This is a genomic window from Cytobacillus sp. C11.1 (genome assembly GCF_058145115.1).
In genome coordinates this window covers 3,228,993-3,251,276 of record NZ_CM176935.1, presented here as the reverse complement: position 1 = coordinate 3,251,276, position 22,284 = coordinate 3,228,993, and the positions used below count along the sequence as shown (strand labels likewise).

Below are 22,284 nucleotides of genomic sequence, written 5' to 3'. Positions count from 1 at the left end.
ACCTCTTAGTTAATTTTTGGAGGAAAACACTTTTCCTACCCCAAGTATTCTTTCAATTACAAGCATTAGCACTACTGTAAAAAGAATCATAATACTCGATACAGAAGTAATGATCGGATCATACTGATATTGCATGTAAGTATAGATGCGCACCGGCAGGGTGACAACGTCGGTGCTGACAATAAATAAAGCGACTGTTAAATCATCGAAGGAGGTAATAAAAGCAAAGATGGCACCCGCTATCACACCTGATTTAATGATCGGCAGGGTAATTTGAAAGAAAACCTTTATTGGTCCTGCTCCAAGGTTCAAGGCAGCCTGTTCAATCGAACGGTCAAACCCTACTAAACTAGCAACAACGAGACGCATCACAAAAGGAACGGTTAAAATGATATGCCCCAGGATTAGCGCCAGCGGGCTCGCAGCCAACCCAATCCACGAGTAAAACTGCAAAAGGGCAATCCCAAACACAACTGATGGTATCAATAGCGGTGATCCCACTAATTGAACGATCGCTGTTTTCCCTTTAAACTGGCGACGGACAACCGCAATCGATGCGAGCGTGCCGATAGCTGTGGAGATGGCCGCTGTTCCGAATGCCACAATTATACTTAGCGTAAAAGACTGCATGAATTCTGGATGGTCGATTAGTTCTGTATACCATCTGAGGGTTATTCCCTTTGGCGGGAAAACAATATATTCTGTTGTTGTTAAAGAAGAAAGCAATACAACTACGATTGGTGCCAGCAAGAAGACATACACTAAAAAGCAAACAAAGTTAAAGAAGAATTTCGGCAAGTTCTTTTTCATTGTATCGCTACTCCTTTTTCCGACCTGGCAAGTATTTTGCTGTAGGCGATAATCGTAATCGTCGCAATCAGGATTAATAGGAACCCGATGGCGCCTCCATACGGCCAGTTCAGCATGACAGCTACTTGTTCATAAGTTAAGTAGGACATCACCTTTACCTGTGGGCCTCCTAAAATGGCCGGTGTCACAAACGAGCTGACGCTTAAACTGAATACCATAACAGATCCGGCAAAAACGCCTGGCAAGGTTAGCGGCAGCAGGATCGAAAAGAAGGTTCTGAAGGAGCTGGCCCCGAGATTTTGCGAGGCTCTGATGACGGAAGGATCAATTTTTTCAAGCGACCCCATGATGCTTAGCACCATGTATGGAAAAAGAACATGCACCATGCCAATAACGACACTTAATTCGGTGTACAAGAGGGTTAACGGCTGATCAATCCAGCCTAGCTTTAAGAGAGTATTATTGACCACCCCATTATTGTTAAGCAGAATGACCCATCCATAGCAGCGGATAACCATGCTGATCAAGAGAGGCGACAGCACAAGCAAGGTTAAGTAATTCCTTGCTCTCCCCTTTGACCTTGAAATCTGAAAAGCTACCGGATAGGAAATAATGATGGTAATCAATGTGGTTAAAAGAGCGATTTTAACAGTTCGCCAGACAACTCCCAGATAAAAAGGATCTGACATGAACTTTATGTAATTCTGAAGGGTCCACTCATTCCCTATCCCAGTGCTGGCATCAAAGGTTTTAAAGCTTGTGATAAACAGGAAAAACAAAGGAAGCAAGAAGAAAAAGATAAAAATGGCGAGAGTTGGAAGCAGCAGCAGCCAAGTATCAAACCGTTTCCTATTTAAATTCTTTTTCTTCTGCTGAAGCAATAAATCATGTTCCGTTCCGATTCCGGCTTGCATTTATTCTCACCTCACCATTCTTGAAGGCAGCAGATCCTCCGGATTCCAATACGTATAGACGCTGTTTCCTTCTCTTACCTGGGTTGGATTCAAGACGGTATTGGATATATCAGCAACAAGATGCTTATCCTGTACGCTCAAAATATACCGAGTCTTGGCACCCAGAAACATTTTCCTTTCGACTTTCGTTTGGAAGGCCTCATTTCTTTCATTTGACTCGGCTAACGAGATTTGAATTTTTTCAGGCCTGATGAAAAAGTGAACTTCTGAATTCTTTTCTGATGGTACGGAAACAATCTGTTCATTCCCAAAGAAGTGCATTTTACATTTTTTATTATCATATGTTTCCAGCACTTTTCCCTGAATGTGATTCACTTCCCCAATAAACTGGGACACAAAGTCTGTCTTCGGATGATTATAGATGGAAGCAGGATCATCCACCTGTTCAATCCTTCCCTCATACATAACGGCGATCCGGTCTGATATCGCCAGTGCTTCCTCCTGATCATGCGTCACAAAAATCGTCGTAATGCCGACTTGCTTTTGTATATCTACAATTTCCTCGCGCATTTCCTGGCGCAGCTTTGCGTCAAGATTGCTCAGTGGTTCATCAAGGAGAAGCACTTTCGGCTTAATGACCAGTGCCCTTGCAAGTGAGACCCGCTGCTGCTGTCCACCGGATAGCTCCTTTGGATAGCGTTTTTCATACCCTGACAATCGGACCATTTCCAGGGCTTCAAGCACCCGCGTGTTCATTTCACTTTTCGGCACCTTGCGAAGCTTCAGCCCGTAGGCCACATTTTCAAAAACAGTCATATGCGGAAACAATGCGTAGTTCTGAAACACCATGCCCATTTCTCTTTTATTGGGAGGAAGCAGGTGAACAGGCTTGCCGTCCACCTCAATCTTCCCGCCATCCACTTCCAGAAATCCGGCTATCATGTTTAATGTCGTCGTTTTGCCGCAGCCTGATGGCCCCAAAAAGGAGACCAGCTCCCCTTTTTGGATCTCAAGGCTCAGCTTTTTAACGACTTCTGTTTTATTAAATGTCTTAACCACATTTTCAAGGCTTAAGTAACTCATCATTTCACCTCTTTCTTAATGGGCTACTTCTATTTCTTTATTAGCCCGCTCTGTCCATTCAGCTCGTTTTGCATTGACTACTTCCCAATTCACTTTGATTAATTTCGCAATTTCGTCTTCTCCATAAACAACCTTATCCACAATATCTCCCTCAAGCTTCACGTTCTTATTAACCGGGCCGTCAAAAAGAGAGTTTGCAAATAAAAGCTGTGCTTCCTCATCCAGAACAAAATTAACAAATTCCTGTGCAAGATCTGCATTTGGTGCATCCTTTACCACACTAACTGTTGGCATTAAAGCAGGAACGCCTTCTTCAGGGATGACATACTCAATCGGGAATCCAGTATCCTGAAGGGTGAAAACACGGCTGCTTCCCCATGCACTTGCTACTGTCTGGCCTTGCATGAAGTAGTTGGAAACGTCTGCTGTTTTATCAAATGTCACAGCATTTTCGGCAATTTCTTTTAGTTTTTCAAATCCTGGTTCAATGTTTTCTTCACTGCCTCCGTTCGCGATAGCAGTCATGAGAAGGAAATGGACACCATACGTATTGGCGATGGACGGCAGTACAAGCTTCCCTTTGAATTTCGGGTCGGCCAGATCATTCCACGATGTCAGCGGCTCCCAGCCATTCTGTTCAAAGACTTCTTTGTTATAAGCCAATCCGGTTGAAATGATCCCAAAACCTACGCCCACATTATCTTTATCCTTCGCGATATCATATACATTCGCTAGATTTGTAACAACACTCTCATCTAATGGTGCCAGCAATCCAAAAGCTTTTGCCTGTGCCTGCGGACCATCATCCAAAAAGGCAACATCAATTTGCGGATTATCCTTTTGCGCTTGAAGCTTAGATAAAGTATCAACAGAGCTCCCCGTAATGTACTTAACCTTTACACCATGTTCTTTTTCAAATTTTGGTATCAGGACCTCCTTCATCTTTTGCTCATAGCTTCCTCCATATGCTGCTAAAACAAGGGTTTTTTCAGGACTTTTCCCTGATCCTTCATCAGTAGAACCTCCAGTTTGGCCGCTGCATCCGGCCGCAGTAACAAGTAATAAACAAAGCAAAAGTACAAGAAATGCTTTTCTTTTCATTCTCATTTCCCCCTCGTTAATTTTGGTGTTTTTAAACCTGCACAAAAGGAGCTGAATCTAAGATGAAGAATAAACAATCTAATGGATTCCCCCTTTCATTAAATGAAATAAATCTATTTAATTTATTATTGCCAATATTCAGTATTTTAAATTTAAAAATATAATATTATAACTTTATATCTTTTATGCTAAAAGATTGTCCATTCTTGGACTATCATTTTTTTTATAATCGGACTTCCGTATAGTAAACCTCTTTATCTGTGCGAATATAGAATTTGGAGTATTCAATAATCTCCTCTTGCTTCGTATAAGTAAACCGCTCCCATTCAAACACAGCGATACCGGTTTCAACTTTGAGCAGTTTGGATTGTTTTTTAGGAAGTATATAGGGTCTAATAAATGCTTTAGCTCTTCCCAGTGAAATGTGAAATCTGTTTTTTAGTATGTTAAAAATAAGTTCATTATTAATATCGTCAGATGTAAGGCCTGGGCATTTTTCTGCCGGCAAATAGGTATATTCAAGTGCGATCGGGTCATTCTTTTCGGTTTTCAGCCTCTCAATCTTTATTACTTCATCCTCTGGATCAGTCTTAATTTCTCACCAATCTCTTCTCCTGCTGCTTCATAAGTGAAACTGATTAATTCATGTGGATGTTCCTGGTCTGAATTCGTGCTAAGTGAGATAAGGGAAATGAGATCTTGTTCTTTTGCTTCTCCGGAAACGAAAGTTCCCTTGCCTCTTTGCCTAAAAAGGTACCCTTTGTTCACAAGCTCAATCACCGCTCTTTTTACGGTAATGGTGCTGACCTCAAAAAGGTCTGATAATTCTTGTTCAGTTGGAAGCTGGCTCCCAATTTCCCATTGTCCCGAAATGATTTTCTCTTCTAAAATCTTTTCTACTTGTCTATAAAGAGGTATATGTAAACTTTTATCTAACTGCATTTAGTATTCTCCCTCTAGTAAATATAATGTTATAACTTTATAATTATTTAATTTATCTCCTTTATTAAAAATTGTCAATATATTTTGAAAATTTATTAACTTTAATATTCAGTAAAGATTTTATTTGATCGGCAATGATAAATATAGACAATGAATTCTCAAAAAGTGATAGTTAAAAATTGATTAAGCAGATTTAAAAAACTGGTAAGTAAGCCCAAATAACTTAAATAAAATAATAAATTTTAATTTGTTTGATACTAAGATAATGAGCTTTTACTTTTCTTTAAGCGTGTAATGAAATTCATTTATAGGCACTGTCGCTCCAAGGGATATGGAAGATTTCATCTGGAGGGTTTTATTTTTTAAGATGACTAAATTTGATTATTTACCTGCAAAAGCTTCTCTTCTTTTTAATTACCTTAAAGCATCAAAAAAAAATTTTCCTAATAATTATTTGCTTTTCCAGACTTTAGCTGTTATTCTTAAGAAGAATTATTTTTGTTCGGTCAAAGAATAAGTGTTTAAACTTTTCGCCTTTGATATCTAATGAGCAATAATAGTATTAAAATGTGGAATAGATCCACGCAGGAGGAAACACACATGCAAACAGGTACAGTAAAATGGTTTAACGCAGAAAAAGGTTTTGGTTTTATCGAGGTTGAAGGTGGAGAAGACGTATTCGTACATTTCTCAGCTATCCAAGGCGAAGGATTTAAATCTTTAGACGAAGGCCAAAAAGTTACATTTGACACTGAGCAAGGTCAACGTGGACTTCAAGCTACTAACGTTAACAAAGCGTAATGACGGAGGACTCTATTATAGAGTCCTTTTTTTGTTCCGTAAAAAACTTTGTATAGGAAACTGCGTTGACTCCCGCTTAATTGCAAAGTTTAGGATCCCAACGGCCTTAAATTAAGTGCCCAAGCATTGACCTCTTCATCTAAAAAACTTTTCCACTAATATTATCGATCGGTTTCCGATTCTTTACTTATCCGAAATAAAAAATTCAATTAATGAATGAACTCTTTTTTTAAATGCTAAATAATTATGCTCCGCCCCATCAATTATATTAATGTTTACATTCATTCCTTTATTTTTTAAAATTTCATGAACAGATTTATTAGACAGTAAAAAAAGTTCACTAATTTGGTTATTTCCCCGCACTTCTGCCGTTCCACAGTCTAAGTACAACTTCTCTATCTGTGAGAGTGAAGTGCTTTTCAACATTTCCTCTATCTTTTCTTGATTCCGGTAAAATGCAGGAGACAGGGCAGCTGCCCTTTTAAATATATGCGGGTAACAGGAAGCTGCATAGATAGAAATAAGACCGCCCAATGAGATTCCTGCCATAAATGATTTTTCTTCTAAAGTTCGGTACTTTCCGTCTATGAAAGGCTTTAAATCATTTACAATAAAATTTACATATTTCGCTCCCTTCCCGCCTGATTCACTTTTGAAACCTAACAGCCTTTCGCTAAATTCTCCATTCCTCCAAGGACAATACTCATTAATCCGTTCATCCCCTTCCGTATTTTGATCAATGGCAACTACAATTAATTCCACGTTATTTTTTTCAAGATATGCATGCAACTCCAGCGATTCTCCGCCAATTGCCTCTTCCGGTCCAAAAACATTTTGTCCGTCATGCATATATAAAACGGGGTAATTTACCGTGCTTCCAACATAGTTGTTTGGTAAGTAAACTCGGATTTTCCTTTCCTGATTAAATAAACGGACAGTAAAGATTTCCAGCATCCCTTGTCACCTCTGGCCTCTTTCATATGGAAAAAATAGTATGAATTTTTAATATTATACTAGATCTCTCTGACTAATAGGTACTAAAAGTTATGTCGATAAGCTGCCTTTTAAGATATACACCCTATTATCACTATAGAATTGCAGGAATGTTGATATGGCGCGAACTGACCGATATATCGAAAAAGTGACCGATATATCCCGAAAGTGACCGATAAAATATAAATCTGACGGATATATTGTAAATCTGACCGATAAACTTGTGAAAGTGACCGATATATCCCGATTCATACCATTATTCGCAAAAAAATTCGTTTAAGCATGACCTTATATCGCATATTACACAAAAATTAGTAAGAAAATTGCTTGTTTAAGATGCTTCCCTTAAAAAAAACGCAATCCCACTGAAAGGATTACGCTGCTTTATAATTGAATAAACGGAAAAACCCAAGGAAGGATTATGGAGGTTATAATGGCCGAAGCTCCCATCGCAACGCTTGAAACGGCTCCTGTAATTGGTCCTTCCACCACTGCCTGGCTGGTGCCAATCCCATGTGAAACGGTTCCGATTCCAAGTCCTCGTGAAAACGGATCATGAATGTTCGCAACAGATAAAAGAGCAGGTGCAAAAACAGCTCCAAATATGCCTGATGTGATAACAAAAGCTGCTGCTAGCGCTGGATCCCCGCCAATGAGGACGACCGCTTCAATGGCCACAGGGGTTGTGACTGCTTTAACAGCAGATGTCGCCTGGATCGTCTCAGACAGCCCTAATGCTTTTGAAACCCAAACAGCTGAAAGAATCGTAGATAGTGTTCCAATGACTAGCCCAAATGTGGCAGGCATTAATTTTTCCATAATGATCTCTCTATTTTTATATAGAGGTACTGCCAGGGCAACTGTAGCTGGACCCAATAAAGATGTAATCCATTCTTTGGCAGGGGAATATTGCTCATAGCTGATATCCGATGAACTAAGTATGATAATCATAACAATCGTCGCGGTCAATATTGGTGTTGTGAATGGAGATATCACACGTCTTGATAGAGCAGTTGCGCCAAAATACACAGCGATTGTAAGAGTAATACTAATGAGAGTGAGAATGAGACTGTTCATGATGTGTTCGTTCCTTTTCCCGTTTTGATAAGGTTTGTGTTAATCCGGCTGTGATCAGCAATCCAATGATCGTGCTTGCCGCAATCATTAGCATCAGCTGCATTCCGCTCGTTTTGATAAGCCCTGCATAATTCATTAATCCTACTGCAAATGGTACGAAAAATAAGGCAAGATGCTTGATTAAAAAGTTTGCTCCCTTTTCAATGAACCGTACCTGAATGACTCCGCCTGTTAAGAGGAGATATAAAAGGAGCATCCCCAGCACACTGGACGGTATAGGCAGATGAAGGATCCGTACTATTAAACTAGAAAATTGATAAATAGCCCAAAGCAAAACTAATTGAGATAAAAATAATAAAACGTTTTTCACGTATAACATTCCTTTCGATACTCAAAATAAAATTATAGCATCGAACATACCGAATGAAAACCTATACTATTTAGGTCTGTTACTTCGTACAGTTTCAACTGCTTGGATTTTGTATGAATGCACAAAAAACAACAATTTATGTAGCTGTCAGGCAAATGCACCTTTATGCAAGAATGATTGTTGAATAAAGAAAGGCCTTATGACAAGGCCTTTGAACCGACAAAAATTATTGAACTGGAATCGGGGTAAGAGCACAGATGCAGCGGCAATCAACGATAAACTCAAGCGTTCCCGCCGGCACAGGAGCAGCTGCTGGAGCTGGAACAGGTGGTCCCTGTTCAATAAAAGTAAAAGTGGCACAGCAAGTTTTACGGTTGAATCTAACAAATGAAAATTCGGTAGCCTGTGGACTTTCGCCTGGCCCTAACGCTAGGAATTCACCAGTTCCTTTCATCAAAATAAAAAATCTCTGACCTCTGCTCGCTCTTCTTAAAAGACTGCACACGCAGCCTTCGCAATTCCCTTCTCTATCAGGGCTCACATCATTACAACCAAATCTTTTAGATCCCATCATACAATCACCCCCTTTACTACTATAATATTTCAGAATATTCATTTGGACAGGATAATTACATTTGTTTATAAAAATGAACAGTTTGCCTATTTCCTGGTTTTACGCTGCTATGTTTGCCAATCCGCTGGCAGGCAGGAGACCAATAATGATTTGGTGAAATCTATAAAAAGCAAAAAACACTCAGAGTTGAAACTCTAAGTGTTTCTGTACGGCATGCTGTCCGAGCATTAACTGGCTTGGACTTTCCGTTGAAAGGAAAAATGGCGAAGAGGAATCCGTGTGGAGTTTGAAGAGGTTAGAAATAGTGCCAGGTTTCCCCAAAAGAAAAAGGACTATTGCAGTCCTTATAAAATTTCTATTTAAGAGGTTACATCCACGACCGTGCTGCTTTGTATTGGTTTACCCTTATATGCTAAAGCCCCATGATTGTTGGAATGTAGGGTGACCTTTATTTCATTTGGTCCTTCCTTTAGTGAACCTAAATTATAATATTCTCCATATAAACGATTGATTTTTTCACCATTTACATATAAATGAGCATGTCCTTCATTATAACTTGGTTCCTTTTGCCCCACCATTTCAGGAGCAAATGTAAAATGATTGGGGCTGACCTTTAGCAGCCATGTCCCTGATTGGTCTTGCGTCACAGAGATGTTCACATCTGGAACTTCATATCCTTGTGGAATTTCTAGATAACCATGGTCCATATGATTCTTGGCACCGGCATGGTTGTGTGGATTCTGGCTTGTATAATAGAAAAAAAATCCTATAAAGAGTACGAAGAATAATAAAAAACTCCTTAATCTTTTCATTTTAAACCTCACTAATAAAATTTACTTATGCTGTTTTTTCCATGCGCTTGATTATGAAACCAATGATAACAAGCAAAAGGCCAATCGCTAAAAAGGCTAAATCATATAATAAAGGATTTTCAGCCAATGGTTTAACACGGTGGACTTGCAGGATATGATGGTCTACAATTCCTTCTACAAGATTGAAAGTTCCGCCGCCGATAAAAATACCGCCCAAGAAAATTTTCCAGCTATCTCCGAGCTCATTTTTCCGGGAATCTTGAAAAATTTTCACCCCGCCCCAAATGAGCTTAGCTGAAAATAACGCAGTAAATAGCCCATCCGTAAAAATCTCAAGCTGGATATTAGGACTTAGGATCATATGATGCCATTGCAGCAGCTGATGAAATAGGATCCCATCTATCGCACCCAATAATCCTAAACCAAGTATAAAACCGGCAATAAATAAATTTTTGTTTTCTTTTTTCACCTATAGCACCCTCTGCAGAAAAATTGATTTTACTACGAGTAGTGCCCAAGAACAATGCAAAATATACATTCAGATCGTTTGGTTTTAGAACAAAAAAGGAATTCCATTTTTGTACGTAATTCAGAATTTATCCTTTTATTCGATCGAGCTCTAAGTGGCAGTTGCTTTTGTTATAACAGTTTCAACATTATGTAAAAAATTAAAAAGGCAAATCATCCTTTATAACCGGCTGAATCTTTTTCACCTCTTCCGTAATATCATGCTGATTATTCCAGGTAACCTTTTCAATTATGGTTTCTCTGAAGCCGGTCTCCTTCCGCTGCTGCTGAATCCATTCATAAGCAACGATACTAACAGAAAAATCTGCATGGTCATTAAAATCTTGATCGTGAACGTAAAATTCGCCTCGCCGCATCCCCCTGCTTCCTTCAATGTTAAGAATTGTTTCAATGACTACCTTCATGACACACCTCGAAAATATGATTTATCTTTATTATAGAACAAACATTCGCCTCTAATGCAATAAAATCTCCTTCAGACTGGTTAATTTATAAAAATGGCTGCCAATCGCAATTGAAAATGTTCGCACTGGTTCAGTTTTAACTATCTTTTATACAAGTAAATTACTGCAGACTTCCTTTCACTTCCTAAAAAGTATAAACATTAAATAGAAAAAGCCAATAGCAAAAGCCAATACGGTAAATGGCACTATTATATTGGCAATAATATTTCAGCCCCCTTAAGAAAATTTGCATTCATTCAATAGTGTTCAAGCACGAATATATCGAGATGTTTGACTAACTCAAACACGTTCCAGTTAAAATCAAAAAGCCTCAATTTGACTCATGAGGCTTTTTGGTTTTGCCATTTTAGTTTGAATGGTGTTCTTCTTCCGCAGCCATTGCTTCCTCTTTCGTTTTATGAACGGTCCCAAATGGATGCTGAGGCGGTGCATAGATTGAGTAGAGCTTAAGCGGCTGGTAACCCGAATTTATGAGATTGTGCCATTTGCCTGCAGGGATGATGATGGCGAAGTCTTCAGAAACTTTTTCTTCAAAATCTAATTGATCCTTGCTATATCCCATTCGAATAATCCCTTGGCCTTCTTCAACACGCAAAAATTGATCCAGTTCCGGATGAATTTCCAAACCAATGTCTTCTCCAACACCAATGCTCATCAAGGTCAGCTGTAAGTGTTCACCCGTCCACAGGGCGGTGCGGAAATTATTGTTCTTTGTAGTCGCATCCTCGATATCCACTACAAACGGTTTTGGTCCAAAGTCTGTTTGTCTCTTTGCTATTTCCTCATTTAAAGAGCCAAAACGGACAGCATTCGCCTGTTCACCATTTAAAGCCCATAAAAATACATTTCTGATTTGCGGGTGTTCTGTAAGTAAGCTGCTCTTATGACATTCCTGATATCCTTCCACTTCTGTTTGATAAGCTTTTTGCAGGCCATCTCTATAGTTTTGAAATGGAACTTGATCGATTTGGTAGCTTGGCTGAATTCCCGTTAGGCTGATAAATAGATTCGTAAATTGTGTCAAATGTGTTTTTTTACCTTCTAATGCTTGGTGAATTTCATTAAAGTGCTGCTGGTTTGGGGCGTCATTTGCTAATTGACGATAAAGCTCAATGGCTGAAGCTTCTCTTTTTATGGCTCCAAGTATCGCTTCACATACTTGCTGATATTCTTGTTGGTTTCTTGGCATATAGTTTGTGTAATACATGTGTGTGTTCACCTGGGGATAATATGGATAGGAATACGATTTAGGATCATGATGCATTTTAGTCATTCCTTTCACAGGTTTCTAAAAGCATCATATGCCTATGTGTTAAGAATGTACGTTGGTTAATATAGCCTATTTAAAGATGGGCTTTTAGCTCCGAAAAAAAACTGCAAATAGCCAGCTTTTATATATCAATCTTTAAAGAGGGCAAAGTTATTTCTGATCTCTTAGCATTTCATCCACCGTGTTTCTCATCGCAAAAATCACCGTTTTTTTGTAACGTGCAGCAATGCGCAGCACTCTTATTTGTTCAGACCTGGAAAGGTGTTTAAAACGATGCTCTTGTTTCAAAAAGGTTCGGGCGATTGACCAGCTCGCAGGCATTAAGGGGAAGTCATCCAGAGGCTGTTTGTTCCGTAATCGATAAAACCACGATATGATTCCGGCAGAATCACTTTTATCAACGATGCATGGTGCATAAATGTTTTTAGTGTGTTTCTTCAGGGACTCCAATCGTTCTTGCCCGCTAACAATCATGTAGGTATTATCCTTCCGATTCTTTTTGACCACCAAAACAAACATACAGTCCCACATTAATCTCTGGAGTCTCTTAAGACGCTCTGTCATTTTCAGCGATAAATCCGGCTTGATTTTGTTTAGAGGGATATACTCGATGGTAAATTTCATACATAGCCCCTCCTTTGATTTCAGTCCTCTTCTCATTTTCTTGGAGTTCCCAGCAGGTGCATTGTACAGTTTCATCCGTATTTTTCATCAAATTAAAAGGCTGTTTTCGCAAACTTTGTTGCTTTTTTGAAGGCAAACGTATTTTACCCACTGAGTTGATTGTAGCGGAGGGCACTTGACTCCTGCAAGAAGAGAGGGAAGTGCGAGACCCCACAGGCGAAGCCGAGGAGGCTCGCAACCCTCCCCGCGGAAAGCAAGTGCCCGCAGCGGAAATCAACGGGCAGAATTCATTAACAAAAACAACAATCTATGAGAAAAGAGCCTTTAGAAAAGAGCCAATTAAAAAAACAAATTCCTTCAATAAAATGTATGAAAATAACCGCATGTCACATTCGAATCAAACGCAAAATCCCTTATATTTTTAAAATCTATAAAACTTCCCCTTGTTAACCTCTCCAATAAACAGAGTGCAAAAATGAGCTTTAACATAGCAAAAAGAAAATAAGAACATACTCATCAATGCTATGTTTAAAAGGCTTAACACCTGTTATTTTAATAACTAAAAATAGGAATAAAGCAAAGACTGCTTCAGTCGCACCCCCACGCCCTCTGCTATTGCCTTCAAGCAGCCATTCCCATTTTTCAGGGATAGGCAAGTAGGTGATAAATTCTAAAATAACGACAGATATCAAAACAGGTAAGATGGAAAAAAACATTCCCTTAAAATAAGGGTTTACCCCCAGAAAATAATAAAGATAAACCGCAAGAGTAAAGAAAAAACCAACTAACCAGATGCTTAAAATTCTTGAAAAAGCCATAACGATGACAGAAAGGATTAAGCCAACGACAGTTCCCACTAATGTATAAGTATAGAATCGCTCATTGGTCCTTAATTGGCTAATGATGTTCCCCATAAAAATTGGCTCCTTTCGTTCAATTCCAGTTAATAATAATTCATAAAATGAATAAAACAAACTGCCAAATAATGCATGAATGAAAGGGTTAATCCGTCCATTTTCGTAATTGAATACCGGATATCAGGTTAACCTAATAATGGGAGGCATGCATATGATTCTTTATCATGGATCTATAAGAAAACTTGAAGAGTTTACTAAAGAAACGGTTGTCCAAAATGTAAGCAATGATATTGACACGATTGGATTTTGGTTTACTTCGGATGTGAATGCAGCAAAACCTTTTGCTATTGGAACGGAGACCGTGATTGAAAAATCGGAAACGGAGTTTTGGGAAGATGGTGAACCTAAAGTCGTACAATATGACAGGCCCGTCCGCGGCTTTATCTATAAAGTATATATGGATGATCCGATTCTTAAGGAATTCGAATCTTATGACTTGTTTATGCATGAACGGGATAAATACTGTGATTATTTAGGGACAAAGAAACGAAACCTTACCTGGAAAGACAAGGCCATTCTTTTAAATAAAGAGGAAGCGAATGCAGCATTTAGAAATGATCTTATGAGCCAAGGCTATGATGGTCTTTTGATAACGAATACCAAACTGCATAGTGCTGTGACAGACTTATACTGCATTTTTTCGGGCAATGCTTTCCAAATTGCTGACATCATCCCTGTAGACGAATAATAGCTTGAAGCCTACTCACCCTATTTTCCCAAACGGAGAAATAGGAAAAATAACCGTATAAAAGTGGGCTTAAAAGCACATCTTATGTTTGCTCTAAATTCAAACATGAGGTGGATATAATGGAGTGGTTTGGCCTCAGCAAGAAGCCGTTCAATTTTGATCTTTTTTCTGTTAGTCATTTTGTTATCTTGGCCATCTTTATTATTGGTACAGCAGCTATTTTCCTTTACCGAACAAAATTAAAGGATGACAAATGGAGAAGAACTGAAATAGGAGCAGCCTTTTCTTTGATCGTGATCGAGATCATGAATCATGCTTGGATGTACACGAATGGAGTCTGGAAACCAGGCCGTTCCTTGCCTTTGGAACTGTGCAATATCGCCCTTATATTATGTATCTTTTTACTAATAACAAGAAAAAAAATATACTTTGAATTGATCTTTTTTATTGCCCTATTAGGTGCTACACAAGCAATCATGACCCCTGCGTTAACATACGGCTTTCCACACTTTCGATTTATTCACTTTTTCTATGCGCATTTGATGGTTGTATGGGTAACCTTATATTTTACGTGGGCAAAAGGCTACTATCCAACATTCCGATCCTTCATAAAATTAATGATCTTTATTAATCTCCTTTTGCCTCTGGTCTTGTTGGTTAATAGGCGGGCAGACGGGAATTATTGGTTTTTGCGCCACAAGCCGAAAAGTCCGAGTTTATTTGACGTGCTGGGCCCCTATCCCTGGTATATTTTTTCTTTGGAAGGTGTATTAATCGGTATTAGCCTAATTGTATGGCTAATACTGCGAAAGATGGAAAAGAGCTACGAGGAGCGTTCTCATGCCAAATGATTGGGCTGACCGCTTTGTGTTAAATTGGGTGCAGGACTGCTAATTATTTAAATAACCCATCCGTTTAACTCACCTTAAAAATTGAACCCTTAAATAAAAAAACTAGCCTCCGATTTACTTCCTTAAAAGGACACGCAGACTAGTTCTTAATGATATTATTTTCAGCAATCAGTCGTTCTTCTTTTGAGGAATTTCACATCCATCATCATCACAGATCACACCGTTTTCGCTGTTTAGAATGGTGATTTCATCTTCAGCAATGACTTTTTCAAAGGCTTGCACAAAAGCCTCAGTTGGCTGTGCTCCCGAAAGAGCGTACTTTTTATTAATAAGGAAGAATGGTACACCTGTGATCCGATACTGCTGTGCTGTTTGTTCATCAGCACGAACAGCGTCGGCCAGCTCATCACTAGCCAGCATTTTTTCTACAGCATCTCGGTTCAATCCTACTTCTACGGCCAGCTCTGTTAATGTAGCATGATCCCCAATATGTTTGGAATCAGTAAAATAAGCCTTTAAAAGCCGTTCCGTCATTTCTTTCATTAACCCCTGCGTTTTCGCAAACATCGTCAAACGGTGAGCGTCGAAGGTGTTAGTCAAAACAACTGTATCAATGTTAAATTCCAATCCTGCATTCTTAGCCATTTGTACCATGTTTTGAGTATTCGCTTTAGCCTGTGCAATACTCATTCCATATTTTTTGGACAGCTTTTCATACATATTATCTTTTATATCCCGTTCGGCTGTTGGGTCCAGCTCGAAGCTTCGATACGTGACCTCAATCGGATGATCAATCTGTTTAATGGCATCCTCCAGATGCCTTTTGCCAATATAGCAAAAAGGTCAAGCAAAGTCAGTCCACATTTCAATATGCATACTGTATTCCTCCATTACAATAATTTCTCCTATAGTATAGTGGTTAAGGTGGTTTTTTACACGGAATTAGCTTAAGAGGTTAACAATAAGCTTTAACGCAGCCTTCCTTTTAAAGAAATCCATGTTTTGAGTTTCAGAAATTTTGTTAAAAAATCTTGCTCATTTCCTTAAAATTTATCTTTTAACCAAATAACCACCTGATCAATTTCCTCCTTGGTCGTATATCTGCCAAGGCTAAATCTGATGGCTCCCATTCCAATGTGTTCAGGAACACCCATTTCTTTTAAAACAGGAGATAATTCTATTTTGCCGGAATGGCAAGCCGAGCCTGTAGAGGCTGCAAGCAAGGGGATTGCATCTAAAATGTCCTGGCCCACTCGATTGATAAAGCTGACATTCAGTGTATTCGGCAATCGCCTTTCTTCATGGCCATTCAGGGTGACCTCGTTTCCAAAAGCATCCCTCAGTTGATGCCAAAAGTAATTCGTTAACTCCTCAAGCTTTGTGTCAAATACATACTCCTGTGCCAATTCACATGCTTTCCCCAGTCCAACCGCCAGCAAAGTATTTTCTGTGCCGGCCCGCAAGCCAAATTCATGGCCAGCTCCATGGATAAGGGGCTCTACTTCTATCCCTTTACGAAGATATAAGGCACCAATCCCTTTAGGTGCATATAGCTTGTGGCCAGCGATTGTCAGCATATCCACATTCATCTTCTCAACATCTAATGGCACTTTGCCCACTGATTGGGAAGCGTCTGTATGAAAGGCAATATCGTATTTTCTGGCGATTTCTCCAATTTCATCAATTGGCTGTATAGTCCCCACTTCATTATTAGAATGCATAATGGTAATGAGAATCGTATCTTCTCTAATTGCATTTTCAATGTCCTGAGGGGAAACCATGCCATGTTGGTCTACATCAACCATTGTGATTTCAGCTCCCAAACGTTCAAGAAACCTCAATGGATTTAAAATAGCCGGATGTTCAATCCTCGAAGTAATAATATGAGCGCCTTTTCCTTGATGCTTAAAGTAATATCCCTTTAATGCAAGATTATTAGCCTCACTCCCGCCGCTTGTAAAAATAATCTCCTCTGGTGAACAAGACAGGAGATTGGCTACTTGTTTCCTTGCATTCATTAATTTCTCTTTTACAGGTCTGCCTGCCCAATGGAGGGCGGAAGGATTTCCATAGAAATCATTTAAAAAAGGTTTCATTTCATCCACAACTTCAGCAGCCACCGGTGTACTTGCATTGTAATCCAGATAAATCTGTTCCATTTCCTCTAATCCCCCTTCTGCCTAAATTATATCAAAACAAATTAATAGCAGTTCCTGCTAGGTATGTAAACACACCCCTAAACCTGCTCTTCCATATGTATATATAAAATCTATTAAAAGAGGGGTTTATTTTGACTAGAAAACGATCGTCACGTTGTATTTTTCCAGGCTACAGATGGTGTGGACCAGGCTGCAGCGGACCAGGGGCTCCCATTAACGGAGTAGATGCCTGCTGCAAAGCTCATGATCAGTGTTTAGATAGCGGCAAATCGCAGTGCAGATGTGACAGGGAATTTCTTCATTGCCTCCGTCCAAAGGTGAACATGCGGAACAAAGAAGGCACTGTAGCAACGATTATTTATATCTATATGAAAATCCAAAGCGGATTTACTTGCTGCACTAAAAATAAAAGATGGTAGCACGGTTTTTTATTTCATGTTAAAAGGCGGTCATTCCTCTGCCGCCTTTGCAAATTTTCTACTTCTCACAAAAAATAATTAACATTAAATTTACAGCCAAGATACCTTAGCTCAACAAAAAATGGATATGATAAGATTGTAACAAATAGGACAGAGAGGAGTTGGAAGAATGCTTGAGAGGCTGACAAGGTTGGTTCTATTAACAATCTTTTGCACTCTTTTTCCTTGATAACAATCACTAACGAATTCGCATCCCTGTGGGTGCTCTTTTATTTTATGTAACTAGAATTGTCCTTTTTAACTAATCCTGACCCTCGAATTCTTTTCTTTTCGACCTTTTTCAATGAATCCCATCTTTTTATCTAGGGAAATGGCCCTTGTTATATAAAAATCACCCTAAACCTACTTTTGAATAAAAGGGTTCTTTTTGTCGCGTCTCAAACAGCTTTTAAAGTATCTTTCCATCTCCAATCCCTTCCATCTCACCCGCTTATTTTTGGTGAATATTGTTAATTCCAAGATGCTCATTTATACTAAACTTATGTGGAGTATTCTTTTAAATAAAAAACCTTATATCAGGAAACAAGGAGGAAATATGAAACTAGGTGCGTTCTCTGTAAGTTTAAGTGTAAAAGACATTCAGAAGTCAAAAGAATTTTATGAAACTCTTGGGTTCCAAGCCTTAGGCGGAGACATTACGCAAAATTGGCTGATTATGAAGAATGAAAGCTGCATAATTGGTTTATTCCAAGGGATGTTTGAGAAGAACATTCTGACCTTCAATCCGGGTTGGGATGAAAATGCAAACAATCTCGATTCGTTTACGGACATTCGCGATCTGCAAAAACAGCTTAAGGCAAAAGGAATCAAATTACTGACTGAAGCAGATGAATCCAGCAAAGGGCCTGCCAGTTTTACAATTGAAGACCCAGACGGCAACCCTATTCTGTTAGATCAGCACAGAGATTAACACAGCCTAGAAATTCTTAAAACATTCTCCATCCATGGTTCTTAACAAAAAGTTTTAATATAGATTAATTGAATAACGATTACAGTAAAAAAAAGGCGGCCAATTAACTGGAAGCCTTTTTACTTTAGGATTTTTTTGCAAACTTTGTAGCACATTAAGCTCCATTCAACCAATCATATATAGCTCTTATACCCTATTAAAAAACATCAATCTTTTAGAAAAGAGCCGTAATTGCATTTAACAAAGATAACTTAAGGAATTACCTATTCACAATCGCTTTCAACAATGATCAATGGTCTCATCATGTCATTATCTTCGTGTTCAAGAATGTGGCAGTGCCATACATATTCTCCTGTGTAATTTTTAAAGTGTACGATGATTCTCGTTACTTTACCAGGTTCAACTCTTACAGTATCTTTCCAGCCTATTTCACTTGGATGTGGTTGGTGTTTTCCTTTAAGTTTTATACCTGTGCCATTGTTAATCCATTCGTGCTCATTAAAATTACTTACATCAAAATCCTGGCGTTCGAGTATCTGAAATTGAACAAGATGAAGATGAATGGGGTGAGTAATGTTTGGCGGAATGCCAAGAGGTTCATCAGGATCGAAAGTATGGCTTGCAAGTTCCCAAATTTCTACACTATCCAATTCAGGGGTTTCTGTAGCAGGATCTTTAAACCCAAGGTGATTTATCGTTAACTTGATCCCATCCTGAGTCATAACAAATCTTCTTGTTTTTGGTTTTGGAGAAATCTTTTTAGGGTCTAATCGTTCATAGTCGCGAAGTTTTTTTGGTATTACACTTTCATCTTCACCTTCACATTCGAGCCCTACTCTAAACTGCATAACATCTCTTTTAAAAGGTTCTATTTCCCCTTGGAGATTCAATTCTTTTGTTCGAAGAGTAATAGTCTGACCTGCTAATTTCGAAAAATCGATGATAACATCTAATCGTTCAGCGGGATCCAGCGGAAATTTTTTAATTTGCTGAGACTTTTCTATCATTCCGCCATCAGTACCTATCTGCCAGAAGGGCTGTTGTTTTGAGTGTTCGTCTAGGAGTATGAAATCATAACCGTTTGTGTTTGAAGCATTTAAGATTCTGAAGCGGTATTTTCTTGGCTCAACGTTAAGATAAGGCCATACCTTTCCATTGACAACCATGGTATTCCCAATAAAGGCACGAACGATTGAAGGTCCAGGGTAAAAGAGAGAACCATCTTCCCTAAATGTTTTATCTTGGATCATCAGCGGTATATCATATTTCCCTTTAGGAAGATCAAGGCTTTGCTCATGTTCATCGTGAATAAGGTAGAAACCTGCCAGACCAGCGTAAAGATTGAGTCTCGTAACTCCCACCGCATGGTCATGATACCAAAGGGTTGTTGCCTGTTGATCATTTGGATATTCAAATACTTTCGCGTTGTTCCGTATATACCAGTCTTCAGGATGACCATCGCTGTCAGGTGCTACATTCGCGCCATGAAGATGCACGACCGTACGCACCTCATGATTACCCATAGCACCGTGTATCGTTTTATCTACTGGCAAAAAGTGGTCTAATGGCAGATTATTGATCCATTTTACCTTCACTGCTTGTCCTCTCATTGTTTCAATCGTAGGTCCCGGATACATGCCATTGTAGCCATAGATAATGGTTTCATTAAAGTCCCGATGAAATTTATGGCTTCCGCATTTCATTTCAACCTCATAATAGGCACAATCATTTCCTTGAGAATTAGGGATTAAAACGTTTGGAATTGGAAGCTCATCAACAAATTTTGCGATTGTACCTGGAGGTTTCACTGCTACACCCGGCTGATACTCAGGACAATTATTTGTTTCAGAACTCCCGAATTTTTCATTCATAAAACTCACCTTCCTTTTTATCAATTTGATAGTTTAGAAGCGATTGCTTCTATTATAGTAAATGAAAATAAAACAAGTTAGTGTCGGCCAATACTGATAGGACTGCAAAATGTGTGATTATCTTTCCCCGCCCGTGAAAAATCGCATCTATCACGGCCCTGCTCTTTTAACCCATTCATTTCTTCAAAATATATAACCTTGGCCGTAATCACGGAAAAAAAGTTGCCAATATTAGCAGCTGGGTCTCTAAAGGTTACAGAGAGTAAATAATATTTGCGTCAACTGATTTCTTAATTCAAATATCAAAATCTTATAATATTTGTGTCATTGAATAATCTCCTTGCACTTTAACAAACTAAATTATGTATAAGGTTCAAAGCGGAAATGGAGATAGCAAAATATGAGCATTATTTTAGCATTACTGGCAGCATTATTTGCTTCATTTACAGCCATACTGGCGAAAATCGGAATCGAGAATGTGGATTCTAATTTAGCGACAGCAGTCAGAACAGTAGTCGTTGTTATATTGGCATTTCTGATGGTGGTTATAACGGGGCAAACAGACAGCATCATGGCAGTATCCATGAATTCTTACATTTTTCTGATCCTTTCCGGTTTGACGACTGGGTTATCGTGGATCTGCTTTTTTAAGGCGATCCAAATTGGTGATGTCTCCAAAGTGGTCCCGATTGATAAAGCGAGTGTCGTTCTAACCATCATCTTATCCTTCATTATTCTCAAGGAACCGGCTACGGCTTTAGTCGTTTCAGGGGGCATTGTTATATCAATTGGAACCTTTGTTTTGATAGGAAAGGATAAAAAGAAAGATAAGAATAAAAAAGATACGAAGAAGAAAGTCTTCAACACAAAATCTTATATTTTTCTCGCAGTCCTTTCCGCTGTCTTTGCTGCGGCAACCAATATTTTAGCCAAGATCGGGATTGAAGATGTGGATTCCAATGTGGCCACCTTCATTCGAACAGTAGTGATCATCCTATTTGCGTGGGGCATCGTTTTCTTTCAGGGAACCTTTAAAGAACTCAAACAGATCTCCAAAAAGGCTTATGTATTTCTCATACTATCAGGCGCAGCAACAGGCCTGTCGTGGTTATGTTACTTTGGAGCGCTGGCACTCGGTAAGGTTAGTGTTGTCAATCCAATTGACAAGTTCAGTGTAGTGTTAACCATGATTTTAAGCTTTATTATTTTAAAAGAGAAGCCAACAAAGCATACAATTGCGGGGGCTATTTTGATAACCATTGGGACAGCGCTGCTGGTTATTTAGAGTTCCATTAGCTACTGGCAGAGGATTTTTACACTACGCTATCACACTTCGCTGAGAACATTAAAAAAGATGCATTCCCATATGAAATGCATCATTAATTTAGGCTGTTTTCGTAAAGTTTGTTGCTTTTTGAAGGGAACGTATTTTAACCAACTGAGTTGATTGTAGCGGAGGGCACTTGACTCCAGCGGGAAGAGAGGGAAGTGCGAGACCCCACAGGCGGAGCCGAGGAGGCTCGCAACCCTCCCCGCGGGTTCGCTGAGTGTCCGCAGCGGAAATCAACGGGCATAATTTATAAACAAAAATAACAATCTATGAGAAATGGTCCTTAATTAAAAATTTTATAAAGTAATAATGGCTGTCTAAATAGAACGCCCCTTAATCTTCCTCATTTTCAATATACACACGATGCCTTGTATAATAGCTTTTATATCTGTAAAGCACTTCCAAAATGACTTCCTGTTCTTGTTCACAAAGTATATAGCTTGCTTTGGTTGGATGGTTATTTTTCTTAATGACTATGTTCTTTTTCTTTGCCTCTTTCTCGAGGTATTCTTCTAGCTCTCTTCTTTTTAATATTTTCGAGCCGCTCTTACCTAAAGACTCTTTTTTCAACTTTACCAGGTTATCTGCCCAAGACATTAATTCGTTTATAGTTATGGTTTACACACCCTCACCCTAAAATATGGAAATAAAAAAGGCCAGAAAAGGGTTTAATCCTTTTCTGACCTATGTTTGGTCCTTTGCCCAACCATCTAATC

The 22,284-nt window shown here is 38.9% G+C and carries 26 protein-coding genes; 6 read left to right on the top strand and 20 right to left on the bottom strand.

The features are described 5' to 3' along the window. Positions 1–9 precede the first annotated feature (9 nt). From AC3ZVC_RS16115 to AC3ZVC_RS16090, 6 genes are all read right to left on the bottom strand, one after another. Entirely contained in the window at positions 10–810 is an 801-nt protein-coding gene (locus AC3ZVC_RS16115) for an ABC transporter permease (protein ID WP_490064226.1), read from the bottom strand. After that, positions 807–1,724 (bottom strand): ABC transporter permease, encoded by a 918-nt coding sequence (locus AC3ZVC_RS16110; RefSeq protein ID WP_490064225.1) that lies wholly within the window; start codon positions 1,722–1,724, stop codon positions 807–809. Before AC3ZVC_RS16110 ends, AC3ZVC_RS16115 begins: the two co-directional genes overlap by 4 nt. Before the next feature lie 6 nt (positions 1,725–1,730). Beyond that, positions 1,731–2,807 (bottom strand): ABC transporter ATP-binding protein, encoded by a 1,077-nt coding sequence (locus AC3ZVC_RS16105; protein ID WP_490068944.1) that lies wholly within the window; start codon positions 2,805–2,807, stop codon positions 1,731–1,733. A 15-nt stretch (positions 2,808–2,822) separates the two neighbouring features. Beyond that, entirely contained in the window at positions 2,823–3,908 is a 1,086-nt protein-coding gene (locus tag AC3ZVC_RS16100) for an ABC transporter substrate-binding protein (protein ID WP_490064224.1), read from the bottom strand. A gap of 223 nt (positions 3,909–4,131) precedes the next feature. Continuing rightward, on the bottom strand, positions 4,132–4,437 hold the full coding sequence (locus AC3ZVC_RS16095; RefSeq protein WP_490068943.1) for a UTRA domain-containing protein: 306 nt from the start codon (positions 4,435–4,437) through the stop codon (positions 4,132–4,134). 38 nt (positions 4,438–4,475) lie between these two features. Continuing rightward, complete coding sequence (locus AC3ZVC_RS16090) at positions 4,476–4,850, bottom strand: GntR family transcriptional regulator (protein ID WP_490064222.1); 375 nt, start codon at positions 4,848–4,850, stop codon at positions 4,476–4,478. Positions 4,851–5,450: 600 nt separating this feature from the next. On the opposite strand from AC3ZVC_RS16090, the gene AC3ZVC_RS16085 reads away from it, so the two are divergent. Continuing rightward, a complete protein-coding gene (locus AC3ZVC_RS16085) occupies positions 5,451–5,651 on the top strand; it encodes a cold-shock protein (protein WP_110063125.1) in 201 nt (66 codons plus the stop codon). A gap of 183 nt (positions 5,652–5,834) precedes the next feature. Here the strand turns inward: AC3ZVC_RS16085 and AC3ZVC_RS16080 are convergent, their stop codons facing one another. From AC3ZVC_RS16080 to AC3ZVC_RS16035, 10 genes are all read right to left on the bottom strand, one after another. Continuing rightward, positions 5,835–6,605 (bottom strand): alpha/beta hydrolase, encoded by a 771-nt coding sequence (locus AC3ZVC_RS16080; RefSeq protein ID WP_490064221.1) that lies wholly within the window; start codon positions 6,603–6,605, stop codon positions 5,835–5,837. Between the two features lie 423 nt (positions 6,606–7,028). After that, positions 7,029–7,721 (bottom strand): LrgB family protein, encoded by a 693-nt coding sequence (locus tag AC3ZVC_RS16075; RefSeq protein ID WP_490064220.1) that lies wholly within the window; start codon positions 7,719–7,721, stop codon positions 7,029–7,031. Next, positions 7,693–8,091: a CidA/LrgA family protein gene (locus AC3ZVC_RS16070; RefSeq protein WP_490064219.1), complete on the bottom strand. Its 399-nt coding sequence runs from the start codon at positions 8,089–8,091 to the stop codon at positions 7,693–7,695. The genes AC3ZVC_RS16075 and AC3ZVC_RS16070 overlap by 29 nt, the downstream gene beginning before the upstream one ends. Positions 8,092–8,317: 226 nt before the next feature. Next, positions 8,318–8,665 carry a hypothetical protein gene (locus AC3ZVC_RS16065; protein ID WP_490064218.1) on the bottom strand — a complete coding sequence of 116 codons (348 nt, stop codon included), beginning with the start codon at positions 8,663–8,665 and terminating at the stop codon, positions 8,318–8,320. A 359-nt stretch (positions 8,666–9,024) separates the two neighbouring features. Next, positions 9,025–9,477, bottom strand: a complete 453-nt coding sequence (locus AC3ZVC_RS16060; protein ID WP_490064217.1) for a hypothetical protein — start codon at positions 9,475–9,477, stop codon at positions 9,025–9,027. Positions 9,478–9,502: 25 nt separating this feature from the next. Further along, the gene (locus AC3ZVC_RS16055; RefSeq protein WP_490064216.1) at positions 9,503–9,946 is read right to left on the bottom strand and encodes a DUF2243 domain-containing protein; all 444 of its coding nucleotides are present in this window, start codon (positions 9,944–9,946) and stop codon (positions 9,503–9,505) included. A 199-nt stretch (positions 9,947–10,145) separates the two neighbouring features. After that, positions 10,146–10,409 (bottom strand): hypothetical protein, encoded by a 264-nt coding sequence (locus AC3ZVC_RS16050; protein ID WP_490064215.1) that lies wholly within the window; start codon positions 10,407–10,409, stop codon positions 10,146–10,148. A 406-nt stretch (positions 10,410–10,815) separates the two neighbouring features. Continuing rightward, a complete protein-coding gene (locus tag AC3ZVC_RS16045; RefSeq protein WP_490064214.1) occupies positions 10,816–11,676 on the bottom strand; it encodes a cupin domain-containing protein in 861 nt (286 codons plus the stop codon). A gap of 213 nt (positions 11,677–11,889) precedes the next feature. Further along, positions 11,890–12,363, bottom strand: a complete 474-nt coding sequence (locus AC3ZVC_RS16040) for a hypothetical protein (protein WP_490064213.1) — start codon at positions 12,361–12,363, stop codon at positions 11,890–11,892. Between the two features lie 482 nt (positions 12,364–12,845). Continuing rightward, complete coding sequence (locus AC3ZVC_RS16035) at positions 12,846–13,277, bottom strand: hypothetical protein (RefSeq protein ID WP_490064212.1); 432 nt, start codon at positions 13,275–13,277, stop codon at positions 12,846–12,848. A gap of 154 nt (positions 13,278–13,431) precedes the next feature. On the opposite strand from AC3ZVC_RS16035, the gene AC3ZVC_RS16030 reads away from it, so the two are divergent. Together AC3ZVC_RS16030 and AC3ZVC_RS16025 are read left to right on the top strand one after the other, a co-directional pair. After that, positions 13,432–13,968 (top strand): hypothetical protein, encoded by a 537-nt coding sequence (locus AC3ZVC_RS16030; protein ID WP_490064211.1) that lies wholly within the window; start codon positions 13,432–13,434, stop codon positions 13,966–13,968. A 119-nt stretch (positions 13,969–14,087) separates the two neighbouring features. Next, positions 14,088–14,819, top strand: a complete 732-nt coding sequence (locus AC3ZVC_RS16025; RefSeq protein WP_490064210.1) for a YwaF family protein — start codon at positions 14,088–14,090, stop codon at positions 14,817–14,819. A 168-nt stretch (positions 14,820–14,987) separates the two neighbouring features. Here the strand turns inward: AC3ZVC_RS16025 and AC3ZVC_RS16020 are convergent, their stop codons facing one another. Both AC3ZVC_RS16020 and AC3ZVC_RS16015 read right to left on the bottom strand, forming a co-directional pair. Then, positions 14,988–15,650: a DsbA family oxidoreductase gene (locus tag AC3ZVC_RS16020; protein WP_490068942.1), complete on the bottom strand. Its 663-nt coding sequence runs from the start codon at positions 15,648–15,650 to the stop codon at positions 14,988–14,990. Positions 15,651–15,862: 212 nt separating this feature from the next. Further along, positions 15,863–16,978, bottom strand: a complete 1,116-nt coding sequence (locus AC3ZVC_RS16015) for a cysteine desulfurase family protein (protein WP_490064209.1) — start codon at positions 16,976–16,978, stop codon at positions 15,863–15,865. Between the two features lie 131 nt (positions 16,979–17,109). Between AC3ZVC_RS16015 and AC3ZVC_RS16010 the strand changes: the two genes are divergently transcribed. After that, on the top strand, positions 17,110–17,397 hold the full coding sequence (locus AC3ZVC_RS16010; protein ID WP_490064208.1) for a phospholipase: 288 nt from the start codon (positions 17,110–17,112) through the stop codon (positions 17,395–17,397). A gap of 595 nt (positions 17,398–17,992) precedes the next feature. After that, complete coding sequence (locus AC3ZVC_RS16005) at positions 17,993–18,367, top strand: VOC family protein (RefSeq protein ID WP_490064207.1); 375 nt, start codon at positions 17,993–17,995, stop codon at positions 18,365–18,367. A 263-nt stretch (positions 18,368–18,630) separates the two neighbouring features. Here the strand turns inward: AC3ZVC_RS16005 and AC3ZVC_RS16000 are convergent, their stop codons facing one another. Then, a complete protein-coding gene (locus AC3ZVC_RS16000; RefSeq protein ID WP_490064206.1) occupies positions 18,631–20,238 on the bottom strand; it encodes a multicopper oxidase family protein in 1,608 nt (535 codons plus the stop codon). Between the two features lie 400 nt (positions 20,239–20,638). Between AC3ZVC_RS16000 and AC3ZVC_RS15995 the strand changes: the two genes are divergently transcribed. After that, entirely contained in the window at positions 20,639–21,523 is an 885-nt protein-coding gene (locus tag AC3ZVC_RS15995) for an EamA family transporter (protein WP_490064205.1), read from the top strand. A 378-nt stretch (positions 21,524–21,901) separates the two neighbouring features. On the opposite strand, the gene AC3ZVC_RS15990 is transcribed toward AC3ZVC_RS15995, so the two are convergent. Beyond that, positions 21,902–22,138 (bottom strand): hypothetical protein, encoded by a 237-nt coding sequence (locus AC3ZVC_RS15990; RefSeq protein WP_490064204.1) that lies wholly within the window; start codon positions 22,136–22,138, stop codon positions 21,902–21,904. Between the last annotated feature and the right edge of the window lie 146 nt (positions 22,139–22,284).

Bases quoted from the DNA above. Each gene is read 5' to 3' on its own strand.
- AC3ZVC_RS16000 (WP_490064206.1), bottom strand. From the start codon at position 20,238: ATGAATGAAAAATTCGGGAGTTCTGAAACAAATAATTGTCCTGAGTAT.
- AC3ZVC_RS16060 (WP_490064217.1), bottom strand. From the start codon at position 9,477: ATGAAAAGATTAAGGAGTTTTTTATTATTCTTCGTACTCTTTATAGGA.
- AC3ZVC_RS16050 (WP_490064215.1), bottom strand. From the start codon at position 10,409: ATGAAGGTAGTCATTGAAACAATTCTTAACATTGAAGGAAGCAGGGGG.
- AC3ZVC_RS16085 (WP_110063125.1), top strand. From the start codon at position 5,451: ATGCAAACAGGTACAGTAAAATGGTTTAACGCAGAAAAAGGTTTTGGT.
- AC3ZVC_RS16030 (WP_490064211.1), top strand. From the start codon at position 13,432: ATGATTCTTTATCATGGATCTATAAGAAAACTTGAAGAGTTTACTAAA.
- AC3ZVC_RS16100 (WP_490064224.1), bottom strand. From the start codon at position 3,908: ATGAAAAGAAAAGCATTTCTTGTACTTTTGCTTTGTTTATTACTTGTT.
- AC3ZVC_RS16080 (WP_490064221.1), bottom strand. From the start codon at position 6,605: ATGCTGGAAATCTTTACTGTCCGTTTATTTAATCAGGAAAGGAAAATC.
- AC3ZVC_RS15995 (WP_490064205.1), top strand. From the start codon at position 20,639: ATGAGCATTATTTTAGCATTACTGGCAGCATTATTTGCTTCATTTACA.
- AC3ZVC_RS16115 (WP_490064226.1), bottom strand. From the start codon at position 810: ATGAAAAAGAACTTGCCGAAATTCTTCTTTAACTTTGTTTGCTTTTTA.
- AC3ZVC_RS16110 (WP_490064225.1), bottom strand. From the start codon at position 1,724: ATGCAAGCCGGAATCGGAACGGAACATGATTTATTGCTTCAGCAGAAG.
- AC3ZVC_RS16035 (WP_490064212.1), bottom strand. From the start codon at position 13,277: ATGGGGAACATCATTAGCCAATTAAGGACCAATGAGCGATTCTATACT.
- AC3ZVC_RS16015 (WP_490064209.1), bottom strand. From the start codon at position 16,978: ATGGAACAGATTTATCTGGATTACAATGCAAGTACACCGGTGGCTGCT.
- AC3ZVC_RS16065 (WP_490064218.1), bottom strand. From the start codon at position 8,665: ATGATGGGATCTAAAAGATTTGGTTGTAATGATGTGAGCCCTGATAGA.
- AC3ZVC_RS16005 (WP_490064207.1), top strand. From the start codon at position 17,993: ATGAAACTAGGTGCGTTCTCTGTAAGTTTAAGTGTAAAAGACATTCAG.
- AC3ZVC_RS16090 (WP_490064222.1), bottom strand. From the start codon at position 4,850: ATGCAGTTAGATAAAAGTTTACATATACCTCTTTATAGACAAGTAGAA.
- AC3ZVC_RS16045 (WP_490064214.1), bottom strand. From the start codon at position 11,676: ATGTATTACACAAACTATATGCCAAGAAACCAACAAGAATATCAGCAA.
- AC3ZVC_RS16075 (WP_490064220.1), bottom strand. From the start codon at position 7,721: ATGAACAGTCTCATTCTCACTCTCATTAGTATTACTCTTACAATCGCT.
- AC3ZVC_RS16025 (WP_490064210.1), top strand. From the start codon at position 14,088: ATGGAGTGGTTTGGCCTCAGCAAGAAGCCGTTCAATTTTGATCTTTTT.
- AC3ZVC_RS16040 (WP_490064213.1), bottom strand. From the start codon at position 12,363: ATGAAATTTACCATCGAGTATATCCCTCTAAACAAAATCAAGCCGGAT.
- AC3ZVC_RS16105 (WP_490068944.1), bottom strand. From the start codon at position 2,807: ATGAGTTACTTAAGCCTTGAAAATGTGGTTAAGACATTTAATAAAACA.